The 22,955-nt window shown below is 69.8% G+C and carries 23 protein-coding genes and 1 tRNA gene; 10 read left to right on the forward strand and 14 right to left on the reverse strand.

Going from position 1 to position 22,955, the window contains the following annotated elements:
• Nucleotides 1-46: 46 nt before the first annotated feature.
• Both ACQUSM_RS13395 and ACQUSM_RS13400 read left to right on the forward strand, forming a co-directional pair.
• On the forward strand, nucleotides 47-1,228 hold the full coding sequence (locus tag ACQUSM_RS13395; protein WP_435119352.1) for a 3-dehydroquinate synthase II: 1,182 nt from the start codon (nucleotides 47-49) through the stop codon (nucleotides 1,226-1,228).
• An 84-nt stretch (nucleotides 1,229-1,312) separates the two neighbouring features.
• Nucleotides 1,313-1,558 carry a hypothetical protein gene (locus ACQUSM_RS13400; protein WP_435119354.1) on the forward strand — a complete coding sequence of 82 codons (246 nt, stop codon included), beginning with the start codon at nucleotides 1,313-1,315 and terminating at the stop codon, nucleotides 1,556-1,558.
• 166 nt (nucleotides 1,559-1,724) lie between these two features.
• On the opposite strand, the gene ACQUSM_RS13405 is transcribed toward ACQUSM_RS13400, so the two are convergent.
• From ACQUSM_RS13405 to ACQUSM_RS13415, 3 genes are all read right to left on the reverse strand, one after another.
• Nucleotides 1,725-1,806, reverse strand: a tRNA-Ser gene (locus tag ACQUSM_RS13405).
• A 27-nt stretch (nucleotides 1,807-1,833) separates the two neighbouring features.
• Entirely contained in the window at nucleotides 1,834-2,040 is a 207-nt protein-coding gene (locus tag ACQUSM_RS13410) for a hypothetical protein (RefSeq protein ID WP_435119356.1), read from the reverse strand.
• Between the two features lies 1 nt (nucleotide 2,041).
• The gene (locus ACQUSM_RS13415; protein WP_435119357.1) at nucleotides 2,042-2,422 is read right to left on the reverse strand and encodes a Rid family detoxifying hydrolase; all 381 of its coding nucleotides are present in this window, start codon (nucleotides 2,420-2,422) and stop codon (nucleotides 2,042-2,044) included.
• An 89-nt stretch (nucleotides 2,423-2,511) separates the two neighbouring features.
• Here ACQUSM_RS13415 and ACQUSM_RS13420 point away from each other — a divergent pair, with 89 nt between their 5' ends.
• A complete protein-coding gene (locus ACQUSM_RS13420) occupies nucleotides 2,512-3,390 on the forward strand; it encodes a hypothetical protein (protein WP_435119359.1) in 879 nt (292 codons plus the stop codon).
• On the opposite strand, the gene ilvA is transcribed toward ACQUSM_RS13420, so the two are convergent.
• The gene (gene ilvA, locus ACQUSM_RS13425; RefSeq protein ID WP_435119360.1) at nucleotides 3,387-4,598 is read right to left on the reverse strand and encodes a threonine ammonia-lyase; all 1,212 of its coding nucleotides are present in this window, start codon (nucleotides 4,596-4,598) and stop codon (nucleotides 3,387-3,389) included. The two genes, ACQUSM_RS13420 and ilvA, sit on opposite strands and share 4 nt — an antisense overlap.
• A gap of 169 nt (nucleotides 4,599-4,767) precedes the next feature.
• Nucleotides 4,768-5,202, reverse strand: a complete 435-nt coding sequence (locus ACQUSM_RS13430; protein WP_435119362.1) for a gamma-glutamylcyclotransferase family protein — start codon at nucleotides 5,200-5,202, stop codon at nucleotides 4,768-4,770.
• A gap of 371 nt (nucleotides 5,203-5,573) precedes the next feature.
• Here ACQUSM_RS13430 and ACQUSM_RS13435 point away from each other — a divergent pair, with 371 nt between their 5' ends.
• Entirely contained in the window at nucleotides 5,574-6,791 is a 1,218-nt protein-coding gene (locus ACQUSM_RS13435) for a tRNA (guanine(26)-N(2))-dimethyltransferase (RefSeq protein ID WP_435119364.1), read from the forward strand.
• A 65-nt stretch (nucleotides 6,792-6,856) separates the two neighbouring features.
• Here the strand turns inward: ACQUSM_RS13435 and ACQUSM_RS13440 are convergent, their stop codons facing one another.
• Nucleotides 6,857-8,020 (reverse strand): lycopene cyclase domain-containing protein, encoded by a 1,164-nt coding sequence (locus ACQUSM_RS13440; RefSeq protein WP_435119366.1) that lies wholly within the window; start codon nucleotides 8,018-8,020, stop codon nucleotides 6,857-6,859.
• 95 nt (nucleotides 8,021-8,115) lie between these two features.
• Here ACQUSM_RS13440 and ACQUSM_RS13445 point away from each other — a divergent pair, with 95 nt between their 5' ends.
• Both ACQUSM_RS13445 and ACQUSM_RS13450 read left to right on the forward strand, forming a co-directional pair.
• Nucleotides 8,116-9,369: a YihY/virulence factor BrkB family protein gene (locus ACQUSM_RS13445; protein WP_435119368.1), complete on the forward strand. Its 1,254-nt coding sequence runs from the start codon at nucleotides 8,116-8,118 to the stop codon at nucleotides 9,367-9,369.
• Entirely contained in the window at nucleotides 9,370-10,257 is an 888-nt protein-coding gene (locus ACQUSM_RS13450) for a phosphatase PAP2 family protein (protein WP_435119370.1), read from the forward strand.
• Here the strand turns inward: ACQUSM_RS13450 and ACQUSM_RS13455 are convergent.
• Together ACQUSM_RS13455 and glnA are read right to left on the reverse strand one after the other, a co-directional pair.
• Nucleotides 10,254-10,730: a GNAT family N-acetyltransferase gene (locus ACQUSM_RS13455; protein ID WP_435119372.1), complete on the reverse strand. Its 477-nt coding sequence runs from the start codon at nucleotides 10,728-10,730 to the stop codon at nucleotides 10,254-10,256. The two genes, ACQUSM_RS13450 and ACQUSM_RS13455, sit on opposite strands and share 4 nt — an antisense overlap.
• 203 nt (nucleotides 10,731-10,933) lie before the next feature.
• Nucleotides 10,934-12,289, reverse strand: coding sequence for a type I glutamate--ammonia ligase (gene glnA, locus ACQUSM_RS13460; RefSeq protein WP_435119374.1), 1,356 nt, complete (start codon nucleotides 12,287-12,289; stop codon nucleotides 10,934-10,936).
• Between the two features lie 125 nt (nucleotides 12,290-12,414).
• On the opposite strand from glnA, the gene lrp reads away from it, so the two are divergent.
• On the forward strand, nucleotides 12,415-12,879 hold the full coding sequence (lrp, locus tag ACQUSM_RS13465) for an HTH-type transcriptional regulator Lrp (protein WP_435119376.1): 465 nt from the start codon (nucleotides 12,415-12,417) through the stop codon (nucleotides 12,877-12,879).
• Nucleotide 12,880: 1 nt separating this feature from the next.
• Here lrp and ACQUSM_RS13470 read toward each other — a convergent pair whose 3' ends face one another.
• Both ACQUSM_RS13470 and ACQUSM_RS13475 read right to left on the reverse strand, forming a co-directional pair.
• Complete coding sequence (locus ACQUSM_RS13470; RefSeq protein WP_435119378.1) at nucleotides 12,881-13,540, reverse strand: hypothetical protein; 660 nt, start codon at nucleotides 13,538-13,540, stop codon at nucleotides 12,881-12,883.
• Between the two features lie 162 nt (nucleotides 13,541-13,702).
• Nucleotides 13,703-14,773 (reverse strand): aminopeptidase, encoded by a 1,071-nt coding sequence (locus ACQUSM_RS13475; RefSeq protein ID WP_435119380.1) that lies wholly within the window; start codon nucleotides 14,771-14,773, stop codon nucleotides 13,703-13,705.
• Between the two features lie 120 nt (nucleotides 14,774-14,893).
• On the opposite strand from ACQUSM_RS13475, the gene ACQUSM_RS13480 reads away from it, so the two are divergent.
• Both ACQUSM_RS13480 and ACQUSM_RS13485 read left to right on the forward strand, forming a co-directional pair.
• Nucleotides 14,894-15,637, forward strand: coding sequence for a DNA polymerase sliding clamp (locus ACQUSM_RS13480; protein ID WP_435119382.1), 744 nt, complete (start codon nucleotides 14,894-14,896; stop codon nucleotides 15,635-15,637).
• Between the two features lie 455 nt (nucleotides 15,638-16,092).
• Nucleotides 16,093-16,722: an HAD family hydrolase gene (locus ACQUSM_RS13485; RefSeq protein ID WP_435119384.1), complete on the forward strand. Its 630-nt coding sequence runs from the start codon at nucleotides 16,093-16,095 to the stop codon at nucleotides 16,720-16,722.
• Here ACQUSM_RS13485 and ACQUSM_RS13490 read toward each other — a convergent pair whose 3' ends face one another.
• The 3 genes from ACQUSM_RS13490 to ACQUSM_RS13500 form a co-directional block, all read right to left on the reverse strand.
• Nucleotides 16,723-18,432, reverse strand: coding sequence for a histidine kinase N-terminal 7TM domain-containing protein (locus ACQUSM_RS13490; protein WP_435119386.1), 1,710 nt, complete (start codon nucleotides 18,430-18,432; stop codon nucleotides 16,723-16,725).
• Between the two features lie 159 nt (nucleotides 18,433-18,591).
• Nucleotides 18,592-19,179, reverse strand: a complete 588-nt coding sequence (locus ACQUSM_RS13495; protein WP_435119387.1) for a DUF7474 family protein — start codon at nucleotides 19,177-19,179, stop codon at nucleotides 18,592-18,594.
• 45 nt (nucleotides 19,180-19,224) lie between these two features.
• A complete protein-coding gene (locus ACQUSM_RS13500) occupies nucleotides 19,225-20,172 on the reverse strand; it encodes a cation diffusion facilitator family transporter (protein ID WP_435119388.1) in 948 nt (315 codons plus the stop codon).
• 86 nt (nucleotides 20,173-20,258) lie between these two features.
• Here ACQUSM_RS13500 and ACQUSM_RS13505 point away from each other — a divergent pair, with 86 nt between their 5' ends.
• On the forward strand, nucleotides 20,259-20,771 hold the full coding sequence (locus ACQUSM_RS13505) for a metallophosphoesterase (RefSeq protein WP_435119390.1): 513 nt from the start codon (nucleotides 20,259-20,261) through the stop codon (nucleotides 20,769-20,771).
• 113 nt (nucleotides 20,772-20,884) lie between these two features.
• Here ACQUSM_RS13505 and ACQUSM_RS13510 read toward each other — a convergent pair whose 3' ends face one another.
• Nucleotides 20,885-22,855 (reverse strand): MutS-related protein, encoded by a 1,971-nt coding sequence (locus ACQUSM_RS13510; RefSeq protein WP_435119391.1) that lies wholly within the window; start codon nucleotides 22,853-22,855, stop codon nucleotides 20,885-20,887.
• Between the last annotated feature and the right edge of the window lie 100 nt (nucleotides 22,856-22,955).

A 22,955-nucleotide genomic window follows, 5' to 3' on the forward strand; every position in this document is an offset into this window, starting at 1 on the left:
CCCGCTATCCGCCACGTTCAAGCCGCCTCACGGAGAGTGTCCGGACATGACGCGTTCCGTGTGGCTGAAAGCCGACGACGCGGTCGGGGACTGGGAAGCGCGAAAGCGACGGATCACCGCCGGCCTCGAAGCCGGGGTGGACTGGGTACTGGTCGACGAGGCCGACGTGGGGCGAGTCCGCGAGCTCGGCAGCGTCAACGTCGCCGCGTTCAAGGACGCCGGCGATCACGAGGCGGAGATCGTCGACGCCAGCCGCGAGACCGAACCGGACATCTACGTCGTCGGGAAGGAGGGCGAAGGTGACGGGACGGTCGACCTGCCCTCCGACTTCTCCGGCTCGGCGGATCTGACGACGCTCCGGCGCTCGGACGACCGCGCGCAGGCGTCCTACGTCCGCGTGTTCGACGAGGACTACGAGGAGTTCGCCGAGGAGGCCGCCCGCGACGCCGAGTACACCATCGTCGCGACGGAGGACTGGGACATCATCCCGCTGGAGAACCTGATCGCCCGGGTGGGCGAGGAGACGAACCTCGTCGCCGGCGTCGACTCCGCCGATGAGGCCGCGACCGCGTTCGAGACGCTCGAGATCGGCGTCGACGACGTGCTGCTCGACACCGACGACCCCGACGTGATCCGCGAGACCGTCGAGGTGCGGGACCGCAGCGAGCGCGAGCGACTCGACCTGCGCTACGCCGAGGTCCAGCAGGTCGAGGAGACCGGCGCCGCCGACCGCGTCTGCATCGACACGGGCTCGCTGCTGGAGGACGACGAGGGGATGCTCGTCGGCTCGCTCTCCCGCGGCCTCTTCTTCGTCCACGGCGAGACCGCGGACTCGCCGTACGTCGCCTCCCGGCCGTTTCGGGTGAACGCCGGCGCGGTCCACGCGTACGTCCGGACGCCGGAGGGCGAGACGAAGTACCTCGCCGAACTCCAGTCCGGCGACCGCGTGCAGGTCGCCGACACCGCCGGCCACACCCGCGAGGCGATCGTCGGCCGCGTGAAGATCGAGAAGCGCCCGATGTTCCGCGTGCAGGCCGAAGTCGAGACCGACGACGGCCCGGACGTGGTCGAGACGCTGCTGCAGAACGCCGAGACGGTGAAAGTCGCGACGAAGGAGGGGCGGAAGGCGGTGACCGATCTGGACGCAGGCGACGAGGTGCTGCTGTACTACGAGGAAGGCGGGCGCCACTTCGGCGAGAAGATCGAAGAGAGCATCATCGAGAAGTAGACGCTCCCGGCGTTTTCCGCGAGGGAGCGTGCCTCACGCGAGGCGCCGTAAGCGATATTCCGTCGGGACGAGACCATCCCGACGATGCCCTCCACCGACGACCGGACGACGGATGTCCGTCGAGTCGGCGCCGCGACCGCCGGTATCGCCGCCGGCCTCATGCTCGTGGCTACCGGTCTGCGGGACTTCCTCCTCTACCTCGACAGCTACGACTTGACATCGGTCGGGACGACGGGCGGCCTCCCCGGCGTCGTCGCGATCGTCGCCGTCGGCTCGCTGTTGCTGGTGCTCGGGCTCCGGGAGACGATCGCGATGGCGACGGCAGCGTAGGTGCTCCTCGTTCGTCGTCGACGCGAAAACGCCAGGACTGGGATTTGAACCGGAATCGGACGGTCGACCTCGCGCTGCTCGGTCGCTGCGACCGATAGGGGTTCAAATCCGACAGCGGTTCGTCGACGCTGGCGCTCGCTCCGCTCGCGGTTGGCGTCGACAGAAACGCCAGGACTGGGATTTGAACCCAGAATCCCGGAAGGGAACACGCTTTCCAGGCGTGCGCCTTACCGTTCGGCCATCCTGGCTCGGCCGAACGTACCGCCCTGTCGGGGTTAAGTCCTTCCTTTCGCTCGGAGCCGGAACTCCGTCAGGTACGCCGTTCCGGCCGTCAACGCGCCGACGCCGACCGCGACGGCGCCGACGGCCGGGATCGACACCGGCAACGGCCCGACGAGCAGTTGGTACCCCTGCACCGCCGCGAGGAAGGCCAGCAGGCCCACCGCGCCCCACAGCAGCGCCGACTTCGTTCGCGGGGTCACCTCACTCGACGCTGACGACGGCCTCGATCTCGACGCCGACACCCTTCGGGAGCGCGCCGGCCTGCACGGCGCTGCGGGCCGGCGGCTCGTCGTCGAAGAAGCTCGCGTACGTCTCGTTCATCTCGTCGAAGTCGTCGATGTCCGCCAGAAAGACGGTCGTCTTGAGCACGTCGCCCATCGACGCGCCGGCCTCCTCGACGATCGCCTCGAGGTTCGAGAGCGACTGCTCGGCCTGCGTCGCGATGTCCTCGTCGTCCAGCAGCTCGCCGTCGGGCGTCATCGGGATCTGCCCCGCGGTGAACAGGATCTCGCCGTTTGTCGTCGCCTGACTGTACGCGCCGACCGCCTCGGGGGCGTCGTCGGTGTGGATCGTCTCCTTCATGGCCGGAACTGGCGCCGGACCGCCCTTAAGTCCAACTGACCGCGCCCCGCGGCCGACGCTTCAAGTACGATGGCGCGCCAACGACGGCCGTGAACCGAACGGTCCGCAACGCGCTCCGAGCCCTCGCAGTCGCGGCGGTAGCCCTCCTCGCGCTCGCGCTCCGGTGCGCCCGGAAGCGCGCTCGCGCGGTCCCGCTCTCGCCGATCAGTGCCGGCTGGTACGTCGGGCCGGAGTTCGTCGAGCGCGAGGGGCTGGCGACGGGCGAGGAGCCCGCCGGGGAAGTCGCCGACGTGGCCCACTTCGCGGGCGAGACGTTCGATCCCGAACGGCTCCATCCGGAGGTCCGGCGCTTCTACGAACGCACCGCCGAGTACGAGATGCGCTACCGGGCGAACTGGCACCGCCCGTTCCGGAGCGGCGCCGCCGTCGCGAGCCGGCTCACGAGCCGGATCGAACAGCTCAATCTGCCGGGGCCGGGCGACGAGTCGTGGCACCGGCTGGAGAGTCGGTTTCTCGACATCGCGGAGCCGGGCTCGGTCGGGATCGACGACGACCCCGCCGAGCCGGCCCGCGAGGACGTGCGGGCGTGGGTCCGCACTGACCCCGAGACCGACGAGGCGGTGTTCGTCGCTCTCTACGCGACCCACCACCGCGACGGCGACGGCTTCGTGAACATCTCCGTCCCGGTACCGGGCGGCGGCGTGGACACGGTGATGCGCCCGGAGAATCTGCCCGCCGAGGGCGTCGACGGCGGGACCGGCATCCGGCTCACGACCGCCCCGTCGGGCGATCCGGGGCTGTTCCTCCGGACCCCCCTCGGAGCGTTCGCGGTGCCGGGCGGCCAGCGCTTCGACGTGTGGCCCGTGGAGGGCGAGGCCGAGGGCGAACCGCGGCTCCGCGCGACCCACGAGATGTGGCTGCTCGGCCGGCCGTTCCTCACCGTCGAGTACGAGATCGAGCGCGCCTAGACCAGCGTCTCGGTCTCGTAGCCGCGGGCCTCCAGGGCGGCGAGCAGTTCGTCGACGTGGTCGTGGCCGTGGGTCTCCAGATCCAGCACCACCTCCGCGGCGTTCATCGCCACGTCGCGGGAGGTGCGGTCGTGCTGGATGCCGTAGATGTTCGCGTTGTGCTCGGCGATGATCTCCACCAAGCGTTCCAGCGAGCCGGGGTTGTCCTTGAGTTCGGTCCGGATCTTGACGTACCGCCCCATCTGGACGAGCCCCCGCACGACCACGGTCGTGAGGTCGTTGAGGTCGATGTTGCCGCCACAGAGCGCCGGGACGATCGTCTCGCCCTCCTCGTACGCGAACGTCTCGCTCAGCACCGCCGCCAGCGGCACCGCGCCGGCGCCCTCGACCAGCGTCTTCGAGCGTTCGAGCAGGTAGGTGAGTGCCAGCGCGATCTCGTTGTCGGAGACGGTCACCACCTCGTCGACGCGCTCTTGGATGATCTCCCACGGCTTCTCGCCGACCGAGCGGGTGGCGATCCCGTCGGCGATCGTGTCGACGGCGTCGAGTTCGTGTCGCGTCCCTTTCTCCAGCGAACGAGCGACGCTCGAGGCGCCCTCGGCCTGCACGCCGATCACGCGAACGTCGTCGAGCGTGGCCTTCAGCGCGGTCGCGACCCCGGAGATCAGCCCGCCACCGCCGATCGGAACGACGACGGTGTCGACCTCGGGACACTGTTCGGCGATCTCGAGGCCGATCGTCCCCTGCCCGGCCATCACGTACTCGTCGTCGAACGCGTGGACGTACGTCCGGTCCTCGAGCTCCTCGATCTCGTGGGCGCGGGCCTGTGCCTCGTTGTAGTCGGCGCCGAAGAGGATCACCTCGCCGCCGTAGCTTTCGGTGGCGTCGACTTTCGCGATCGGCGCGTGCTCGGGCATCACGATCTTGGCGTCGACGCCCGCCCGGGACGCCGCGAGCGCGACGCCCTGTGCGTGGTTGCCGGCGCTGGCGGTGATCACGCCGGCCGCCTTCTCCGCCTCCGAGAGGGTCGCGATCCGGTTGGCCGCGCCGCGGATCTTGAACGAGCCGGTGCGCTGGAAGTTCTCGAGCTTCGGGCGTACGTCCGCGCCGGTCATCCGCGAGAAGCTGTGGGAGTACTCCAGCGGCGTCGTCCGCGCGACCTCGTCGACGCGGTCGCGTGCCGCCTCGATATCGGCGAGCGAGAGCATACCCTCGACGGTCCCACGGCTGGCGCTAAGGCGTTTCGATGCGGAAGGGGAAAGGGGGAAACGCACGCGTCACCTGCGTGCACTCACTCCTTGGACAGCCCCGGGCATAAGGCTACCCCGACCGCGGTGAAAGTGAAAACGGGCGCCGTGTGTCGGTCGGGGGCGAGTGTCACTGCGGCCGAACGTGCACGTCGTGTCGACGGACGTACGCGCGAACGCGGTCGGCGAACGCTCCGTGCTCGTCGGGCGCGGGCCACGTCACCTCGTCGCCGACGCCGAGTCGCTCGGGGTCGCCGACGTACACCGCCGCCGTGTCGGCCAGTCCCGACCCATCTTCGTCGGCGTCCCGTAAATCGGCGTGCTCGACCGGGACGGACACCCGGACGTAGAGGCCGTCACCCACGCCCTCGTAGGCGTCGAGGGCATCGATGTCGTCGGTCCGGAGCAGCCGCCCGCCGGTCTCGCCGCCGGGGGCGAGCGTGGGGTAGTCGCCCTGCACGGGGTGGAGCCCCGACAGCACCGCCGAGCCGAGGAAGGCGTAGGCGTCGACGACCGACGCGACCCGCTCGGGCTCGGTGAGGGTGCCGTAGACGAACACGTCCATACGATCCGTTCGGCGCGCTCGCTTAAGAAGGAGGGGCCGAGATGGGGTTTCGGAAAGCGGTCGGCGCGAAGCGGACGCGGCCCTGTGCCGCGTCTCAGCGCGAGGGACGACCGAGTGAACGCAGTGAACGAGGGAGTCGGTTGGGGAGGCGTGTGGGCTGTGCTGTCGGGGAGGACTGAAAGGGGCTGTCGTCTGGACGAACCCCGACGAAGCAAGGACCGCAACGAAGTGAGGACCGCAGCGAGTCGCGGGAGTCCAGACGACAGGGGCTTTCACGGTGTTACTGACAGACTACTCGACCACCACAAAACGAACACAGAGACCGAATCCCGAACACAATCGCTTTCCCCGTACCCCGACCACGCAGACCCATGCGCGTCAGCGAGGGCGACGTCGACGTCGAGGCGCCCGACCCGCGGGACGGCAGCAGCGAGGGCGCCGGCGAGGACGTGTTCTTCAACCCCGAGATGGAGCTGAACCGCGACCTCACCGTCGCGGTCCTGCGAGCCTACGCCGAGCGAACGGAGGCCGGCGCGGCGAACGTCAGCCGCGACGGGACGGAGGCCGGCGCGGCGAACGCCGAGCAGTCCGAGAACGCGGACGACGACCGGACGCTCTCCTACCTCGACGCGATGACCGCCACCGGCGTCCGCGCGGCCCGCGCGGCCGAGGCGGGGTACGACGTGACCGCCGCCGACGTGGATCCCGACGCGGTCGAACTCGCCCGCGAGAACCTCGCGCTGAACGACCTCCCCGGCGAGGCCGTCCAGTCCGACGCCAACGTCCTCATGCACTCCGAGCGGTTCGACGTGGTCGACCTCGACCCGTTCGGGACGCCGATGCCGTTCGCCGACGCCGCGGTCGCCGGCACCCGAAAGCTGCTCTGTGTGACCGCGACCGACACCGCGCCGCTGTGTGGCGCCCACTTCGACTCCGGCGTCCGGAAGTACGACACCGTCCCGCGAAACACCGACTTCCACCGCGAGATGGGGCTGCGGGTGCTGATCGGCGCGTTCGCTCGCGTCGCCGCCCGCCGGGACGTGGCGGTCGAGCCGATCGTCTCCCACGCGACCCGGCACTACGCCCGGACGTACCTCGACCTCACCCACAAGGCCACCGCCGCGGACGAGGCGCTGCAGTGGCTCGGCTTCGTCTACCACTGCGAGGACTGCCTCTACCGCGAGCACGAGTTCGGGCGGATCGCCCACCCGCCCGAGGACTGCCCGAACTGCGGTTCCGCACGCTGCTCGGCCGCCGGGCCGATCTGGCTCGGCCCGATCGCCGACGGCGAGTTCGTCGATTCGGTCGCCGACGAGGTGACGCCGAACATGGGCGAGTGGAAGCGCGTGAGCCGGCTGCTCGACACGCTCGGCGCGGAGTTGGACACGCCGACCCACTACGACCAGCACCGCCTCTGCAAGCAGTGGGGCGCGCCGGCGAACAAGCTGGAGACGTTCCTCGACGACCTCCGCGAGGCGGGCTACGACGCGAGTCCGGCCCACTACGGCGGAACCTGCTTCAAGACCGACGCCGACGTGGAAGAGATCCGCGAGGCGGCGGAGCCAGCCCCGGCGAGCGACCGGGAGTGACGACGGTCACGACCACGGAGCCCATGCCAGGGGTGTGGGAACCGACCATCGACACCGAGTAGCGCTCACTCCCGCGGATTGACGGTCTCGTGGATTCCCAGCACCACCGCCGGGACCACGAGCATGAACACGTGCTCCTCCAGCGGGATCCCCAGCAGTTCGATCCCGGTCCGCATCGGGATCGCGAACACGCCGACCTCCAGCGTGTACCAGTCCCAGACGTACGCGATGGGGTACAGCGCCGGGATCGTCCGGGCCGCCCGGCGCAGCGCACCGTCGCCGGCCCGGAGCAGCAGCGCCAGCGCGAGCGCGCCGAAGACGACCTCCGTCGCGAGGTACGTGTACGGCCCCAGCGCGGTGATGTCCGGCAGAGGGACGCCCGCGAGCGGTTCGAAAAAGACCGCGACCAGCAGGACTGCGAGGAACAGGTACGCGCCCCTGACGAGCAGCATCGTCGCCGTCGTGGGGTCGCGCCGGACCGCGACGGCGGCGACCGCGCCGAACACCAGACTCGCCGCGGGCGCGCTCGGCGGGAGAACGCGGGTGATCGACAGCGGGACCACCGCGAACAGCCCCGCCGCGAGCAGCGCGACCGCGAGCGAGCGCGACCGGGCGGGCCCGAGCGCGACCGCGACCGTTCGCTTGTCGATCGAGCGATCGTACTCGTAGTCCTGCGCGTCGTCGACGATCTTCACGCCCGCGAGGATCGTGACGAGCACCGCCGCGAGCGCGAGCGTTCGAGGTGCGAGCGTCCCCGTCTGGGCCGCGTACCCCGTGAGCAGACAGAGGCCGATTCCGACGGGGTAGCCCAGCGTCGTCGTCACGGGGTTGGTGTCGAACTGCGGCGCGTGGAGGTAGCCGATCGCCCACATCGGCGCCGCGAGCGCGACGGCGGCGGGGTGAGCGAGCAGCGCCAGTCCGAGAAGACAGCCGAGGAAGCCGACGGTCGACACCGCGAGCCCGAGCCGACAGCCCAGCACGGTCAGCGGATGGTCGTCGTCCTCGCCGCGGCGGTGGAAGTCGACGTAGCCGTCTTTCACGTGGGCGGTGTAGACGGCGAAAAAGGCGGCGCTGGCGCCGACCAGCGCGATCGTGGGATCGAACGGCCCGGCGAGCGCCGCACCGAACAGCGCCGTCGCCACCGGCGGCAGCATGAACACGGGATGGACCTGCGAGGCGTACGCGCCGAGGAGGGCGGCGGGACCGCTCCCGTGGCGAGCGATGGCCATGTGGTGTGTTGGACCGGACCACGCATAAGTGAAACGACGGGTCGTGACCGAAGGCGCCGCTCCCCCGGGGTTCTTGTGTCACCCTCGTGTATTCGGTGGCAGTGCTATCGCGCCTCCGTACCGCGTACGAGACGACCAAACGCGTCGCCGTCGTCGCGAAGGAGCAGGAGCTCACGTTCCTGGCCGCGGCGGTGGCGTACTACGCGTTCGTCTCGCTGATCCCCGCGGCGGTGCTGGCGCTGATCGTCGCCGCCACGTTCGGGGGCGAGCAGTTCGCCACGGTGCTGCTGGAGTCGACCAGCCAGTTCCTCACCGAAAGCGGGCAGGACGTGCTCACGACCGCGCTCACCGCCAGCGACGGGCGAGGGAGCGCGACCGTGCTGGGGCTTGCCTTCCTCCTCTGGGGGACGCTGAAAGTGTTCCGCGCGCTCGACACCGCCTTCGGCGACGTGTACGGCACGGAACAGCAGGACACGCTGCTCGATCAGGTGATCGACTCGTTCGTGGTGGTGCTCGGCATCGGCGCCTCGATGGCGCTGATGTTCGCGCTGGCCGGCGCGTTCGCGGCGTTCAACCTCGGCGTCGTCGTCGAGGCGCTGGGCGTGCTCACGCTGCCGATCCTGCTGACCGCGGCGTTCCTCCCGATCTACTACCGATTTCCGGACACGTCGGTCACGGTCCGGGAGGTGCTGCCCGGCGCCGTCGTCGCCGCCGTGGCGTGGACCGCGATGCAGGCGGGGTTCCAGCTGTACGCCAGCGTCGCGAGCACCTCCGCCTACGGCATCGTCGGCGGGGTGATCCTGCTCGTGACGTGGCTCTACCTCGCCGGCGCGGTCGTGATCCTCGGCGCCGTGATCAACGTCGTGCTCGCCGAGAACCGCGAGCCGGGGGCGGGCGCCGGCGCCGGGGGCCCGACGGCGGGCGACCGGCAGTTCCAAGGGGAACGGGAGCCAGCCTCGGAGTACATGGCAGAGCGCGAACCCCGCGGCGCGCCCGACGTCGCCGAACTCGCGGAGGAGGTCGACGAGCTCCGGTCCGAGCTCGACGGCTTCGAGGACGACGTCCAGCAACGGACCGTCGACAAGCCCCAGCTGGAAGAGGATCTCAAGGCGTACGTCCGGGCTCGGATGCGACAGGGGAAAGCCCGAGGCTGGGGGCCGTACCTGATCCTGCTGTACGGCGTCGCACTCAGCCTCGGCGCGTTCTACTGGCTCTCGGACTGGGCCGCGGTCGCGGCGATGCTGGTCGCCTTCACCTCGACGCTCGGCCTCTACGTGCTGTTCGTCCTGTTCGGCGGCGTCATCGGCGCCGCGAGAACCGCCGGCGGCATCGCCGAGCGCCTGCGATAGATGCACGGCTGGGGCGTCACGGAGGCGCTCGCCGGCCTCCCCGACTGGGTCGCACTCCTCTTTGCGCTACTGACCCAGCTCGCCGACGCGTGGTTCGTGTTCGGCGGGCTCGCCCTCCTCTACCTGCTCGCCGACGAGCGACTCGCGAGCGAGCCGCGGCGGGCCGGCGCGACGCTGATCGCGCTCGCGATCTGTGCGCTGGCCGCCACGGTCGCGTTCAAAACCGCCTTCGGCGTCCACCGCCCCGCCGGCGCGAGGACGGCGACGCCGCCGGGGTGGCTCCCCGCGCTGTTCGACGGCGTCTACGCCAGCATCGCGACCGGCGACGGGTTCGGCTTCCCCAGCGGCCACGCCACCTCGAGCAGCGTCGTCTACGGCGGCCTCGCGCTCGCGCTGGACCGGCTCTGGACCCGCCGGAAGCGGCTCGTCGCCGCCGCGGGCGTCGTCGCCGTCGTCGCGCTCTCCCGACTCGTAATCGGCGTCCACCACCTCCCCGACGTGCTGGCGGGGGTCGTCGCCGGCACCGCGGTGCTGCTCGCCGTGTGGCGGGTCGCCGACGGCCGGGCCGACCGGGCGTTCCTCGCCGCGGCGGCGATCGGCGCCGTCGCACTCGTCGCCGCGACGATCTTTGCACCGAACCACCCCGACGAGGCGCTGAAAGCCGGGATCGCCGTCGGCGGGGGTGTCGGCGCGGCCGTCGTGTGGCGCCGAGTCGGCGGCGAGTATCCGTCGCTCCCGGCTCGGGTCGCGCTCCCGGCCACGCTCGTGCTGGGCGCCGCGTGGGGCGGGATCTACGCCGGGGGGTTCCCGCCGCCGGCGGCGGTCGTCGGCTCGGCGCTGGTCGTCGGCGGTATCGTCGCGCTGCCGTGGGCGGTCGCTCGGCGCTAGTCGAGCGATTTCTCCATCACGACCTCGTCGTACTCGCGGAAGGAGAGCGGGTAGTCGTCGACGATCTCGTAGCCGTGGGCGTGGTAGAACTCGGGGAGGAACGGGTGTTCGCCGGGCGTCGTGAGCCGCATCGTCGCCGCGCCCGCCTCGCGGGCCGCCCGCTCGGCGCGTTCGAGGAGTCGGCTCCCGATCCCCTCCCCCTTCCAGCGCTCGCGAACGCCGAGGCGGCTCAGTTTCGCGACCGAGTCGTCGACTCGTTCGAGGCGGACGCCGCCGATCACCTCGCCCGCCTGCTCGGCGACGAACACGCGGTGCTCGCGGATCCACTCGGTGACCTGCTCGGGCGTGGCGGAGCCGGCTTTCGCGGGGAAGCCGAGTTCGCTGTTCGCCGCGTAGGCGTCGCGGTACGCCTCGGCCAGCGCGGCGGCGTCGACGTCGCCGACCGCCGCTTCACGGACCGTAACGTCGCCCATGCGTTAGAAGTTGGCTGGGCAGCACCCTGAATCCAGCGACGCGCTGGAAGGAAAGTGTCGTGCGTGGAGCATCCGCGAGCGAAGCGAGCGGTTCACCGCCGGAACGGGGTGAAACCCCGTGGAGGCGGGTTTTGGCATCAACGGGTTTTGCCGGGGTTCGACCGAGCGAAGCGAGGGAGGACCCCGGGAAAAGAGGTTGAGGTTTAGAACTTCTCGAGGTAGCGGTCCAGCTCCCAGTCGGAGACGTCGACGAGGTACTCCGCGAACTCCGCGTTCTTCGCCTCAACGAACTTCGGCCCGACGTGGGGGCCGAGCGCCTCGTAGATCGTCTCGTCGTCCTCGAGGGCGTCGACGGCCTCGCCGAGGTTGGTCGGCAGCGTCTCGATGCCGTACTCCTCACGCTTCTGCTCGTCGAACTCGTAGATGTTCTCGCGGATCGGGTCGGGACAGTCGAGCCCTTTCTCGACGCCGTCCAGCCCCGCGTGGATCAGCACCGCGAACGCGAGGTAGGGGTTACACGACGGGTCGGGGAAGCGCGCCTCGATGCGGGAGGAGGCGGGCACGCGCGCGGCCGGCTTGCGGATCAGCGCCGAGCGGTTGCGGTCGGACCACGCCACGTAGACGGGTGCCTCGTAGCCGGGGACGAGGCGCTTGTAGCTGTTCACGGTGGGGTTGGTGACCGCGGCGAGGGCGGGCGCGTGTTCGAGGATTCCCGCGGTGAACTGCTTCGCCGTCTCGCTCAGGTCGAACTCGTCGTCCTCGTCGTGGAACGCGTTCTCGCCGTCCGCGAACAGCGAGATGTGGGTGTGCATCCCCGAGCCGTTGATCTTCGGGATCGGCTTGGGCATGAACGTCGCGTGGAGGTCGTGCTGGGCGGCGATCGCGCGGACGACCGTGCGGAACGTCGCGACGTTGTCCGCCGTCGAGAGCGCGTCGTCGTACTCGAAGTTGATCTCGTGCTGGCCCTCGGCGACCTCGTGGTGGGACGCCTCGATGTCGAAGCCCATCTCCTCCAGCCCGTAGATGATGTCCCGGCGTACGTCGCTGGCGAGGTCCTTCGGCGCCACGTCGAAGTAGCCGCCGGCGTCGTTGGTCTTCGTCGTCGCGCGGCCCTCCTCGTCCTCCTCGAACAGGAAGAACTCCGGTTCGGGCGCGGCGTTGACCTCGTACCCCATCTCCTCGGCGCGCTCCAGCGCGTTCTTCAGCACCGCGCGCGGGTCGCCCTCGAACGGCTCGCCCGTCGACGTGTCGATCACGTCACAGATGAGTCGCGCGGAGGTGTCGCGCCACGGGAGGACCGCGAACGTGCTCGCGTCGGGCTTGAGGCGCATGTCCGACTCCTGAATGCGGACGAACCCCTCGATCGAGGAGCCGTCGAAGTAGATCCCCTCGGTGAACGCCTTCTCCGCCTGATCGGCGGGGACGGAGACGTTCTTCACCGTCCCGAGAATGTCCGTGAACTGGAGTCGCAGGAAATCGATGCCTTCGCGGTCGATGCGTTCGAGAACGTCGCGTTCCTCCTCGGTGAGGCCGCCATCAGGAGCCGGGTTTTCCGTCATGCTCTATCGGCTACTACGCCCCATACTACAAGAATATTCCCCTCCCACCAGAATACTGCCGAGGCCTTACTCAGATAATTGGATGTTCGTAAAGTTCTTCCCCGGTGCGGGCGGAGTGGAGTACCATGACGTACGAAAACCTCGATGCGCGCCTCATCAACTCCCTGCTGGGCAACGGTCGCGCGAGCCTCCGCAGTCTCGGCGAGGAGCTGGACGTGTCGGTCACGACAGTGTCGAACCACCTCCAGGATCTGGAGGATCAGGGCGTGATCGAGGGGTACAGTCCCGACGTGAACTATCAAGAGCTGGGGTACGACGTGACGGCGATCCTCCAGCTCAAAGTCGAGGGAACGGCGCTGCCGGAGATCACCGACCGGCTCGCGGATCTCCGCGGGATGGTGTCGGTGTACGAGGTGACCGGCGATCACGACGTCGTCGCCGTGGGGAAGTTCGAGGACACCGACGAGATGAACGACCGGATCAAGCGGGTTCTGACCGACGACGAGGTGCGGGAGTCGAACACGTCGGTCGTGTTGAACGCGGTCGTCGAGGACCAGCAGTTCGAGCTGGACGTCGACGAGGAGGAGTGAGTCAGTCGGTCCGGCCGTAGACCAGTTCCGTCCGCGTTTCGAGCGTCGCCGACCCACCGAGCCAGCCACCGCGGACCGGTGCCGACCCGGCCGTCCGGGCGAGCAGGTCGCCGTCGGCCGGCTCGGCAGGCATCGAGAGCGTGGACCGGAAGAACAGCGTCACGGCGTTCCCGCGGTTCCCCTGTCCGCGGTCGACGTGGACGGTCCAGCTCCGCTCGCCCGCTACCGACTCGCGTTCGAGCGTGAGCCAGCCGTCACGCTCCGTCGGAACGACGTTCGACCCCGTCGTCGCGATCTCGCTTCGCTCCGTTCGTGTCTCCCACGCGTGCGTGACGGCGATCCCGGCCTGTTTCCACCCCCGATCGGCACAGACGTTCTCGCCGGGCACGATGCGGTACCGCGAGGCGAGAACGAACTCGCGCCCGTTCTCAGTCGGGCGTTCGTGGACGCGCGATCGGGCCTGAACCACCCCCTTCGGGCACTCGTCGGCGGCGGACTCCGCCTCGTCGCGGGCGACGACCGGCGCCGAATCGGAGTCCGGAGTGTCGTACGCGTCGCCGTCCGTCGTCGCCGCGACGCCGGGCGGACCCGCGGAACAGCCCGCGAGGCCGGCGCCCGCAGCGACCGAGAGCGAAGCCAACAGTGAGCGTCTGGAGGGCATCGGCGGCTCTGCTCGCGCCGCCGGTAAAAGCAGTTCGTGTGGCTTCGAGGCGGTTTGCCTCGCCTTCGGCGAGTTTTCTCAGTCTCACATACTCGCGGGTCGCTTCGCTCCCCGCTCGTTTCGAGGCGGTTTGCCTCGCCTTCGGCGAGTTTTCCCGCCTCGCTACTCGAACCTGAACTCCCCGTCCTCCTGCACGACTTCGCCGTCGACCTCGATCACGGAGTCCTCGCTCATGTCGACGATCATGTCGACGTGCTCGGCGCTGTCGTTGACCTCGTTCTCCTCGCCGACACACTGCGGGTAGGCGCTCCCGACGGCCATGTGGACCGTCTCGCCCATCTTCTCGTCGAACAGCATGTTGTAGGTGAACTGGTCGATCGCGTCGTTCATCCCGATACCGAGTTCGCCGAGGTAGCGCGCTGCCTCGTCGGTGTCGAACACGCCCTGCAACACGCTTTCGTTGCGTTCCGCGGAGAACTCGGTCACTTTGCCGTCCTCGAACGTGAGGCGGACGCCCTCGACCTCGCGACCCTGCCGGTAGAGGGGCATGTCGAAGTACACCTCGCCCTCGACGCTGTACTTCTCGGGTGCGGTGAACACCTCGCCGCCGGGGAGGTTCGCCTCGCCGTAGTCGTTGGCCGCGGTGTTGCCCTCGATGGACATCGTGATGTCGGTCTCCTCGCCCGCGCGGATGCGGACCTCGCTGGCGTCGTCGAGGATCTCGACGAGGTTCGCCTGGAACTCCCGCTGGGCCTCCCAGTCGAGCGTGACGGCGTCGTAGACGAACTCCTCGTACGCTTCGGTGCTCATGCCCGCCAGCTGGGCGTAGCCCGGGCTGGGGTACTGCGTGAGACACCACGTCGTGTCGAGGCGGGCCTTCTTGATGGGGTCGTGGGCGCGGTTGTACGCGGCCGTGGTCTCGGGGTCCACGTCCGCCTTCTCGCTGGGGTTCGGGCCGCTGCGGGCGATGATGGTCGCGTCGGCGTTCTCGTACATCGCGAGCTCGTGGTCGGGCGTGTCGAACTCGTCGCTGCTGCGGAGGAACGCGCGGTCGGCGCGCTCGGAGTAGGTGAGCAGCAGGGGGTTGGCGCCTTTCTCGCCCAGCAGTTCGTGGAGCGCGACGGCGAGGTCCTCGGCGTCGCCGGGGACGTAGACGATCACGTCGTCGCCGGCCTCGATGCCGGTGGAGTGCTCGACGATGGTCTCGGCGTGCTCGCGGACTCGTGGATCCATAGCTGGGAGGTCGGGGCGAGCGAGCCATACCCCTTGCGGAGTCGAACTGGCGGCCCAGTCGCCGCGCTCGGGGGGCCAAGAATCGGGAGGCTTTTTGAGTGTCGGGCGGAACGAACGACCATGTTCAAGGCCATCGTGAGCGCGTCGACGCTCCGGGACTCCCTCGACGCCGTGAGCGTGCTGGTCGACGAGTGCAAGATCCGGCTGAACGAGGAGGAGCTGTCGATCCGCGCGGTCGACCCGGCCAACGTCGGCATGGTCGACCTCACCCTGGAGGCGGCGGCGTTCGAGTCCTACGAGGCCGACGGCGGCGTCATCGGCGTCAACCTCACGCGGCTTGAGGAGGTCGCCGGGATGGCCAACGCCGACGACCTGATCCACCTCGAACTGGACGAGGAGACGCGGAAGCTCCACATCGAGGTCGAGGGGCTCTCCTACACGCTGGCGCTGATCGACCCCGACTCGATCCGCAAGGAGCCGGACATCCCGGATCTGGACCTGCCGGCGGAGATCACGCTGGAGGGCGCCCAGCTCAACCGCGGGATCACCGCCGCCGACATGGTGAGCGACCACATCCGCCTGCGCGTCGACGAGACCGACGAGACGTTCCACATCGAGGCCGAGGGCGACACCGACGACGTGGACCTCCAGTTGGAGTCGGAGGACCTGATCGCGCTGACCGCCGGGCCCGCGGACTCGCTGTTCAGCCTCGACTACCTGAAAGACATGAACAAGGCGATCGCTTCCGACGCGGAGGTTCGGGTGGAACTGGGAGAGGAGTTCCCGGTGAAGCTTCACTACGAGTTCGCGGAGGGGCTGGGCAACGTGACGTTCATGCTCGCGCCGCGTATCCAGAGCGACTGATCGGTCTTTCTGCGGGTCGGTTTTCGTTCGGTTCTGAGTTCGTACGGCAACTTCTCCGATACTTGATAACGGAGACAGCAACCGCGACAGCAGCTCGATCGTTGACCACTTGCGACCGCAACCGCCCTGCACAGCCCTCAGACCTTCCCAGCCGACTCGCTCCCGTTGGTCGCTCGTCCCTCGCGCTTGCTCGTCCACAGAGGGACTCGCGTTTCGCGCCGACAGCCACTGCGGTGGACGCCGCGGGCCGGCAGTCGTCGCCGGCCCGCGGGGAGGGGTGGGGACTCGGCGCTGTGCCGGACCCTGTGTCCGGCACCCTGCGGTCACAAGTGGTCTAGCGTCGAGATGCTGTTGCTGTCGCAGTCGTCGACGGTCTGAGAGACGGATACGTCGTCTCTTCCGGAACCGTCTCACATACCACCCCGACTTTTCACCCACTAACACCACCGAGAACCATGCGCGCCGTCTACATCGACTGCGACGGGACCCTCCTCACGCTCGACTGCTCGTACGACGACCTGTTCGAACGCGCCTGCGACGCCGCCGGCGTCGACGCCACCGCCGACCTCCAAGCGACCTACGCCGAGGCGTTCTTCGAGGCGTTCGAGTCGTTCCACCCCGACCCGTACCGCGCCGGGATGGCCGCCGCCGTCGAGGCCGGAAATCTCGACGCCGACCCGGCCGACCTCGCGACAGCTTACGTCGACGCCGAGGTCGCTGCCGCCACACCCGCCGACGGCGCCCGCGAGGCGCTGGACGCGTTCGACGGCCCCGACACCGCGCTGGGCATCCTGACCAACGGCGTGACGACGGTCCAGCGCCGGAAACTGGAGTCGGCGGGGCTGTTCGACCGCTTCGACGCCTACCTCCCGAGCTACGCGATCGAGGCGCACAAGCCCGATCCCGCGATCTTCGCGGCCGCGAAGGACCGTCTCCCCGCCGACGAGTACGTCTACGTCGGCGACTCGCTGGAACACGACGCGCTGCCCGCGCGGGAGGCGGGGTTCCTCGCGGTTCACGTCGACACGGCGGCCGAGTCCGGGGTCCTGCGCGTCGACGGACTGGGGACGCTCGCGCGGCTCTGACTACGCCTCGTCCGTCGGGAACTGCACCTCGACGCGCGTGCCGCCGTCGGCGGGCGTGTCGATGTCGACGATCGCCCCCAGCAGCGTCGCGCCCCAGTGGACCGACCAGAGCCCGAGCCCGCTGCCGTGTTCGAGCGCCGTCTCGCCGCCGGACTCCAACACCGCCACCTCGTGATCGGGGATGCCCGGACCGGCGTCGGTCACGACGAGTCGGGCGACCCCGTCGTCGGCGGTCAGCGACACCGTCACCGGCTCGTCGCCGTGCTGGATCGCGTTCTCGGTGAGGTTCTCGACGACGGCCGTGAAGGCGCGGTCGACGCCGTGGACCGGCAGCGTGTCGGCGATGTCGGTCCGGACGGTCGCGTCGGGCGCCGCGTCGAGCACGTCCCTGAGCACCGAGCGAGTGAGGTCGGCGGCGTCGAACTCCGTCTCCTCGGCGTCGAGGAACGCCTCCACCTGCCGGGCGTTCTCCCCGAGGTCGGACAGCTGGCGGGCGTTCTCCTCGATGTGTCGGACCATCTCGCGGTCCTCGCCGTCGAGGCGGCCGGCGAGCGTCTCGGCGTAGCCGAGCACGACCGTGAGATCGTTCCGGAGGTTGTGTCTGAGCACGCGGTTCAGCACCTCGACGCGCTGGCGCTGGCGCTCCCGGACGGTCACGTCCGAGAGCACGACGGTGTAGCCCACGTGGGTCCCGCTGGGGTCGGTCAGCGGCGACGACGACACCGCGTACGTCCGGCGCCCCGTGCCGTCGCTGCTGTCGACCTCGACCGTCTCGTGGGCGGGGGCGTCCTCGCTTTCGCCGTCGTCGGCCGCCTCGTCGACGCCGACCGGAAGATCGAGGAACGCGTCGAGCGGGCGATCGTGTGCGGTCTCGGCGTCGACGCCCAGCACCCCCTCAGCCGCGGGGTTGAGCCGGACGACGTGCCGATCGAGCGAGAGGGCGATGATCGGGTCGGCGAGGTCGTCGATCGCGGTGCGCTCGGCGGCGCGGCTCGTCGGCGGGTTCCGCTCGAACATCTCCGCCCGGTCGAACGCGTAGGCGTCCAGCACGATGTGCGGGACGAACATCAGGGGGGCGAGCTGGAGTTGGGGCACGGGGCCGATCGCCAGCGCCCACGCGACGAGCGCGAACCCCGGCGGCAGCGAGCTCAGCGCGACGGCGGCGCTCTCTCGCCGGTACAGCGGGCCGTAGCTCAGCAGGGTGTCCACGAGCAGAAAGACCGCGCTGGCCACGAGCACGGACTCCACGGCGACGACGAGGTACGCCCACGGGCTGAACGCGTACGAGACCGTCGCGACGCCGAACGCGGCATCGATCTCGAACCCGGTCCAGAACCACCCGTGGATCGGATTGGTGGCGACCAGCGCGGTCGAGACGACCCCGAACCCGACGATCGCCGCGAACAGACGGCTCCGGATCACGTCGCTCCGGCCGGTGTACTCCAGCGCGAAGCCGAGGAAGGTGATCCCGGTCCAGACGATCCCGAGCCACATCGTCGCCTCCAGCGCCCCCCGGTACGGCGGATTCCACACGAGCAGGCCGAACCCGTAGGAGAGACACCACACCGTCTGCGCGGCGAACACGCCGAGGAACCAGTCGACGCCGGGTCGCCCCCGGTGGTCTCGGATCCGCCACGCGAGCGCGAGCGCCCCCGCGCCGCCGGCGATCGAGCCGACGGCGGGCCACGGCGGCAGGAGATCGAGCGCCATCTGTGGGCCACGACGGCGACCTGTGGGGTAAAGCTGTCGTGGGGTGTGGTCGTGACCGCTCGGCCCGTCGAACAGCCGGAGAACTCGGCCGCTCGGGACGGGAAGCAACGCGCGGGCAGGAGCCGCGCCGTCGAGGGCGGCGACCCGAGCCCGACTCGCTCACGCGTGGCGCTCGATGACGTGTTTCGCCGCCTGCGCCTTCTCCTTCCAGCCGTAGCCCGCCTCGTACACGTGGCGCTTGCTGTCGACCAGCTCCCGCGGCGAGGACTCCTCGAAGCCGCCGCGGGCCCACGTGCCGGACTCTTCCAGCCACTCCAGTACTTTCTCGCGGGTCTCGGGCCAAGTCAGCCCGACCATCTCGTACCACGCGATCATCGCGAAGATCGCGTTGTCGTGGCAGCCGGGGTAGGAGCCCCGCCGGTAGATGGTCCGCATCGGATCCGTCGTCGGCTCGGACACCTGTTCGCGGTACTCCTCGGCGGTCAGGAGTTCGAGGCGGCCGTTGGTGTCGGGCTGGACCCGGCCGCTCCGCCGGAGGTGTGAGAGCGCGGCCTGGTGGAGCGCGTCCCACTCCGGCGCCAGATCGCGGAGGTCGTCCTCCTCGCGGGCGCCGGCAGAGAGGGGCGCGAGCACGTCGGCGTAGGCGCGCTCGACGGTCTGCCACTCGGTCCCCTCGAAGCGACAGCCGGCGTCGTGGAGGCTGCTGGCGGCGTGGCAGTCGGGACAGGGGTAGTCGAACCGCGGCACGGCCCACCGTACCGGATCGCCCGCCTTAGAGTCCCCGGTCGGCGCTCACTGTTTGGGCTCGATGTAGATGGTCGAGACGCGGCTGTCGGCGGCCTCGAGGTCGGCCTCGATCTCGTGGATGGCGTCGTCGATCGCCTCGGCCGCGAGGTCGGAGTCGACGCTGATCTCGACGGCGACCATCGCGTTCTGCGGGCCGAAGAAGACGGTCCGGAACGAGTCGACGTGGACGACCGCCGCGTGGTCGGTGACGATACCTTGGAGCTCGCGCTCGACGTCCGCCGGGAGGCTCTCGCCCAGTAGCAGGCGCTTGTTCTCCCACGCCAGCGCGAGGGCAAAACCCATCAGGAGGAGGCCGATGATCGCCGCCGAGACGGCGTCGTAGATCCCGTTGCCCGTGTACCGCGAGAGCACGACGCCGACCAGCGCGATCGCCGCCCCCGCCAGCGCGATGGTGTCCTCGGTGAACGCCGTCAGCGTCGTCACGTCGCTGGTCTTGCCGAACGCCTCGCGGATCGACCCCCAGCCGAACTGCTCCATCTGGCTCTGGAGTTCGGCGTTGGCCTTCGCGAGCGCCCACGCCTCGAAGGCGATCGCCCCGGAGAGCACGACGACGTTGAGCCAGAACGTCTCGACCCGGGCGCCGACGAGGGGGACAGTGAACTTCCCGGCCTCGGCGTGGCCGGCGGTCTGGATCGCGTGGATCCCGTGGTTCAGGCTCTCCCAGCCCGCGATCCCGAACAGGAGCACGGAGACGAGGAAGGCGTAGAAGAACTGGGCCTTGCCGTAGCCGAAGGGGTGCTCGCGGCTGGACTCTTTCTTGGAGTAGCGGATGCCGATGAGGAGGAACACCTGATTGCCGGTGTCGGAGATGGAGTGGTACGTCTCGGAGAGCATCGACGGGCTCCCGGTCAGGAGGAAGCCGACGAACTTCATGATCGCGATGGCGCCGTTGGCGATCAACGCCGCCAGCACGACGCCAGTGCTGCTAGCCATGGTCGGGGCGTCACGAGACAGCGCCTTATCGGTGTCGCCCGGGACGGCCCGCACCGCTTTTCCCGGCCGGGTGCGGAGACCGGCGTATGCTGATCGTGCTCTCCGACACCCACCGGACCGAGGGAACCGGGCTCGTCGGTGCCGCCGAAGACGCCGTCGCCGACGCCGATCTGGTGCTCCACGCCGGCGACTTCACGGCCGAGGCCGTCCTCGACGCGTTCCACGAGGCTGCGGCCGATCTGCGCGCGGTGTACGGCAACCGCGACGGCGCCGCGGTGACCGACCGACTCCCCGAAGCGACGACGCTGTCCTACGCCGGCGTCCGGATCGCCGCCACCCACCGCCAGCGCGGCGGGGCGACCGGGCTGGCCATGTTCGGCCGGGAACGCGGCGCCGACCTCGTCGTCTCGGGGCACACGCACCGCCCCGTCGTCGACGGGGAGGGGAGCCTGACGCTGCTCAACCCCGGGAGTCACGCCGACCCCCGGGGGGCGAGGCAGTCGTTCGCCGTACTCGAACCGACGGCCGAGGGGCTGAGCGGCCGACTCACGACCGTCGACGGCGAGACGTTCGAGCGGTTCGAAGTCGAGAACGAGTAGCGCCCTGCGAGGCGTGTTGGAGGGCCGAAGCAGGGACGACTCCGAGTTGGAGTGGTTACTTCAAAGAGGTTAGGTAAACACAAAGAGCCGTTTTAGCGTTCGACCGAGACGGCTCAGAACTTCTCCAGCAGGTCCCGGTAGAAGCCGTTCTCGGCGTCGCCAGCGAGCTTCTCGACGATGAGTTCGGGGGTCGACCGCGCGAGGTGATCTTTCTTCGGCGAGCGATCGACGCGGAGCTCGCCGTCGACAAGTCCGACGGCCTCGATCCCGTCGACCGCCACCTCGAAGCTCGCCGCCTCGCGGATGCCGTCCGCGAGGTGGGAGACGAACACGGCGCTGGCGCCCTGCTCGTGGAGCTCCTCCAGGATCCCGGCGATGATCTTGGCGGAGGCGCCGGGCTCGGTGATCGACTCCAGTTCGTCGACGAGCACGAGCCGCCCGTCCGCGCCCTCCACGAGGTCGCCGAACTCCCGGAGCGTGCTCTCGAACGCGCCGGCGTCGAGGGTGCCCTGTGACTTGGCGTAGTAGTGCAGCTCCGACACTTGCCCGACGCGGGCGTCCTCGGCGGGGACGGGCAGCCCCATGTGCGCGAGCACGACGATCAGCCCCACGAGATCGAGCGTCGAGGTCTTCCCCCCGGAGTTCACGCCGGAGAGCAGCGTCACCCCCTCGACGCCGTAGTCGACGGGATCGACCGCCTCGAACGGGACGTCCAGTAAGGGCGAGCGCCCGCCCTCGATCTCGAACCCCTCGCCGCCGAGAGTGGGCATCGTGCAGTCGAAGTCGCGGGCGAACCGCGAAATCGCGAGTTCCACGTCGAGTTCCAGTGCCGCGTCGACCAGCGACTCGGCGGGCTCGCGGAGCTCCCGGAGCTCGGCCGCGAGCTCCGTCTCGAGCCGGTTCGCACGCCGGTCGCGGTCGGCGGTGAGTTCGGTTCGGAGCCGGGAGACCGCCTCCTCGTTGTGTTCCAGCGGGAACGAGGGCTCGCCGCCGAACACCCGCTCGACGAACTCCGCCTCGCCGGCGTCGAGGTCGAGGCTGTCGACGACGTGCTCGCGGGCGAGTTCGACCGCCCGATCGTAGTCGTCGGCCAGCTCACGGGAGAGCAGCGAGTCGACGCGGGCGCCCTGCTCGACCAGCGAGAGGAAGTCCGTTCCCTCGATGGTCACGTCGCGCTCGCCGATGGCGTCCCGCAGGTGGTCGTTGCCGACCGACTCCGCGGTGCTCACGGCGGCGTCGAGGTCGTCGACCGCCACCGAGAGCCGATCGAGCTCGTCGTCGCCGACGATGCCGCCGTCCTCGTCGACCCGTTCGAGCGCCGCGCGCAAGGAGTCGAGGTCGCACTCGGGCTCGGTGCCCGCGATCTCGTGGACCGCGGCGGCGGCGAGCAGTCGCTCGCGGTTGTCGGCGAAGAATGTGAGCGTCCGTTCCGGGACGAACTCCTCGGGGCGTTCGAGCGCGTCCGGGACCACGCGCACGTCCCCCTCCACGTCGATACCGGCGAACTCCGCGTCGAGTACGTACACCGTCGAGTACGAGCGCCCGAGTTCGCCGAGTTCGCGGCGGTCGTCGATCACCTCGACGGGCAGTTCGGGCAGCGCGTCCTTCGCCTCGGCGTAGCGTTCCGCGTCGGCCGTCGCGACACAGCGCTCCCGAACCCGAATCCCCTCGGCGGGTTCGAGCGGTTCGACGCCGGCCAGCGCGTCGAGCAGGTCGGGGTCGGGGTCGCGCTCCATCGCCCGCGTCGCGAACGCGCGGACCTCCTCGATCCGGGACTGCTCGGTGCTCGGGAAGAACGTCGCCAGTCGCTTCTCGCCGTAGGTCGTGACCGCGCGCTCCTGCAGCAGGCCGAGCGCGTCGTCGTAGATCTCCCGCGCCCGGTCGGTGGCGAGGAAGCCGCCGTCGTCGCCGTGCTCCCGGCGGATCGCGCCACGAGCGATCGCCGCGGCGCGACCTTCGGAGATGTCCGGCGAGCGCGCGATGGCGGCCACGTCGCCGCGCCGGAGCGCCCCCTCGGCGTCGTCGAGTTCGGCCAGCGAGGCGGCCGTCTTCTCACCCACCCCCGGGATGGCCGTGAACTCCATTCGGCCCGGGGTTCCGCGCCATCGGGCAAAAGCGTGTGGTTCGGCGAGGGTCGCGAGTCCCGGCGGTGTTAAGTGATCTCCCGCCGTCCCTTCGGTCGAT

Source organism: Halolamina sp. C58, from assembly GCF_051195095.1.
Lineage (GTDB): Archaea > Halobacteriota > Halobacteria > Halobacteriales > Haloferacaceae > Halolamina.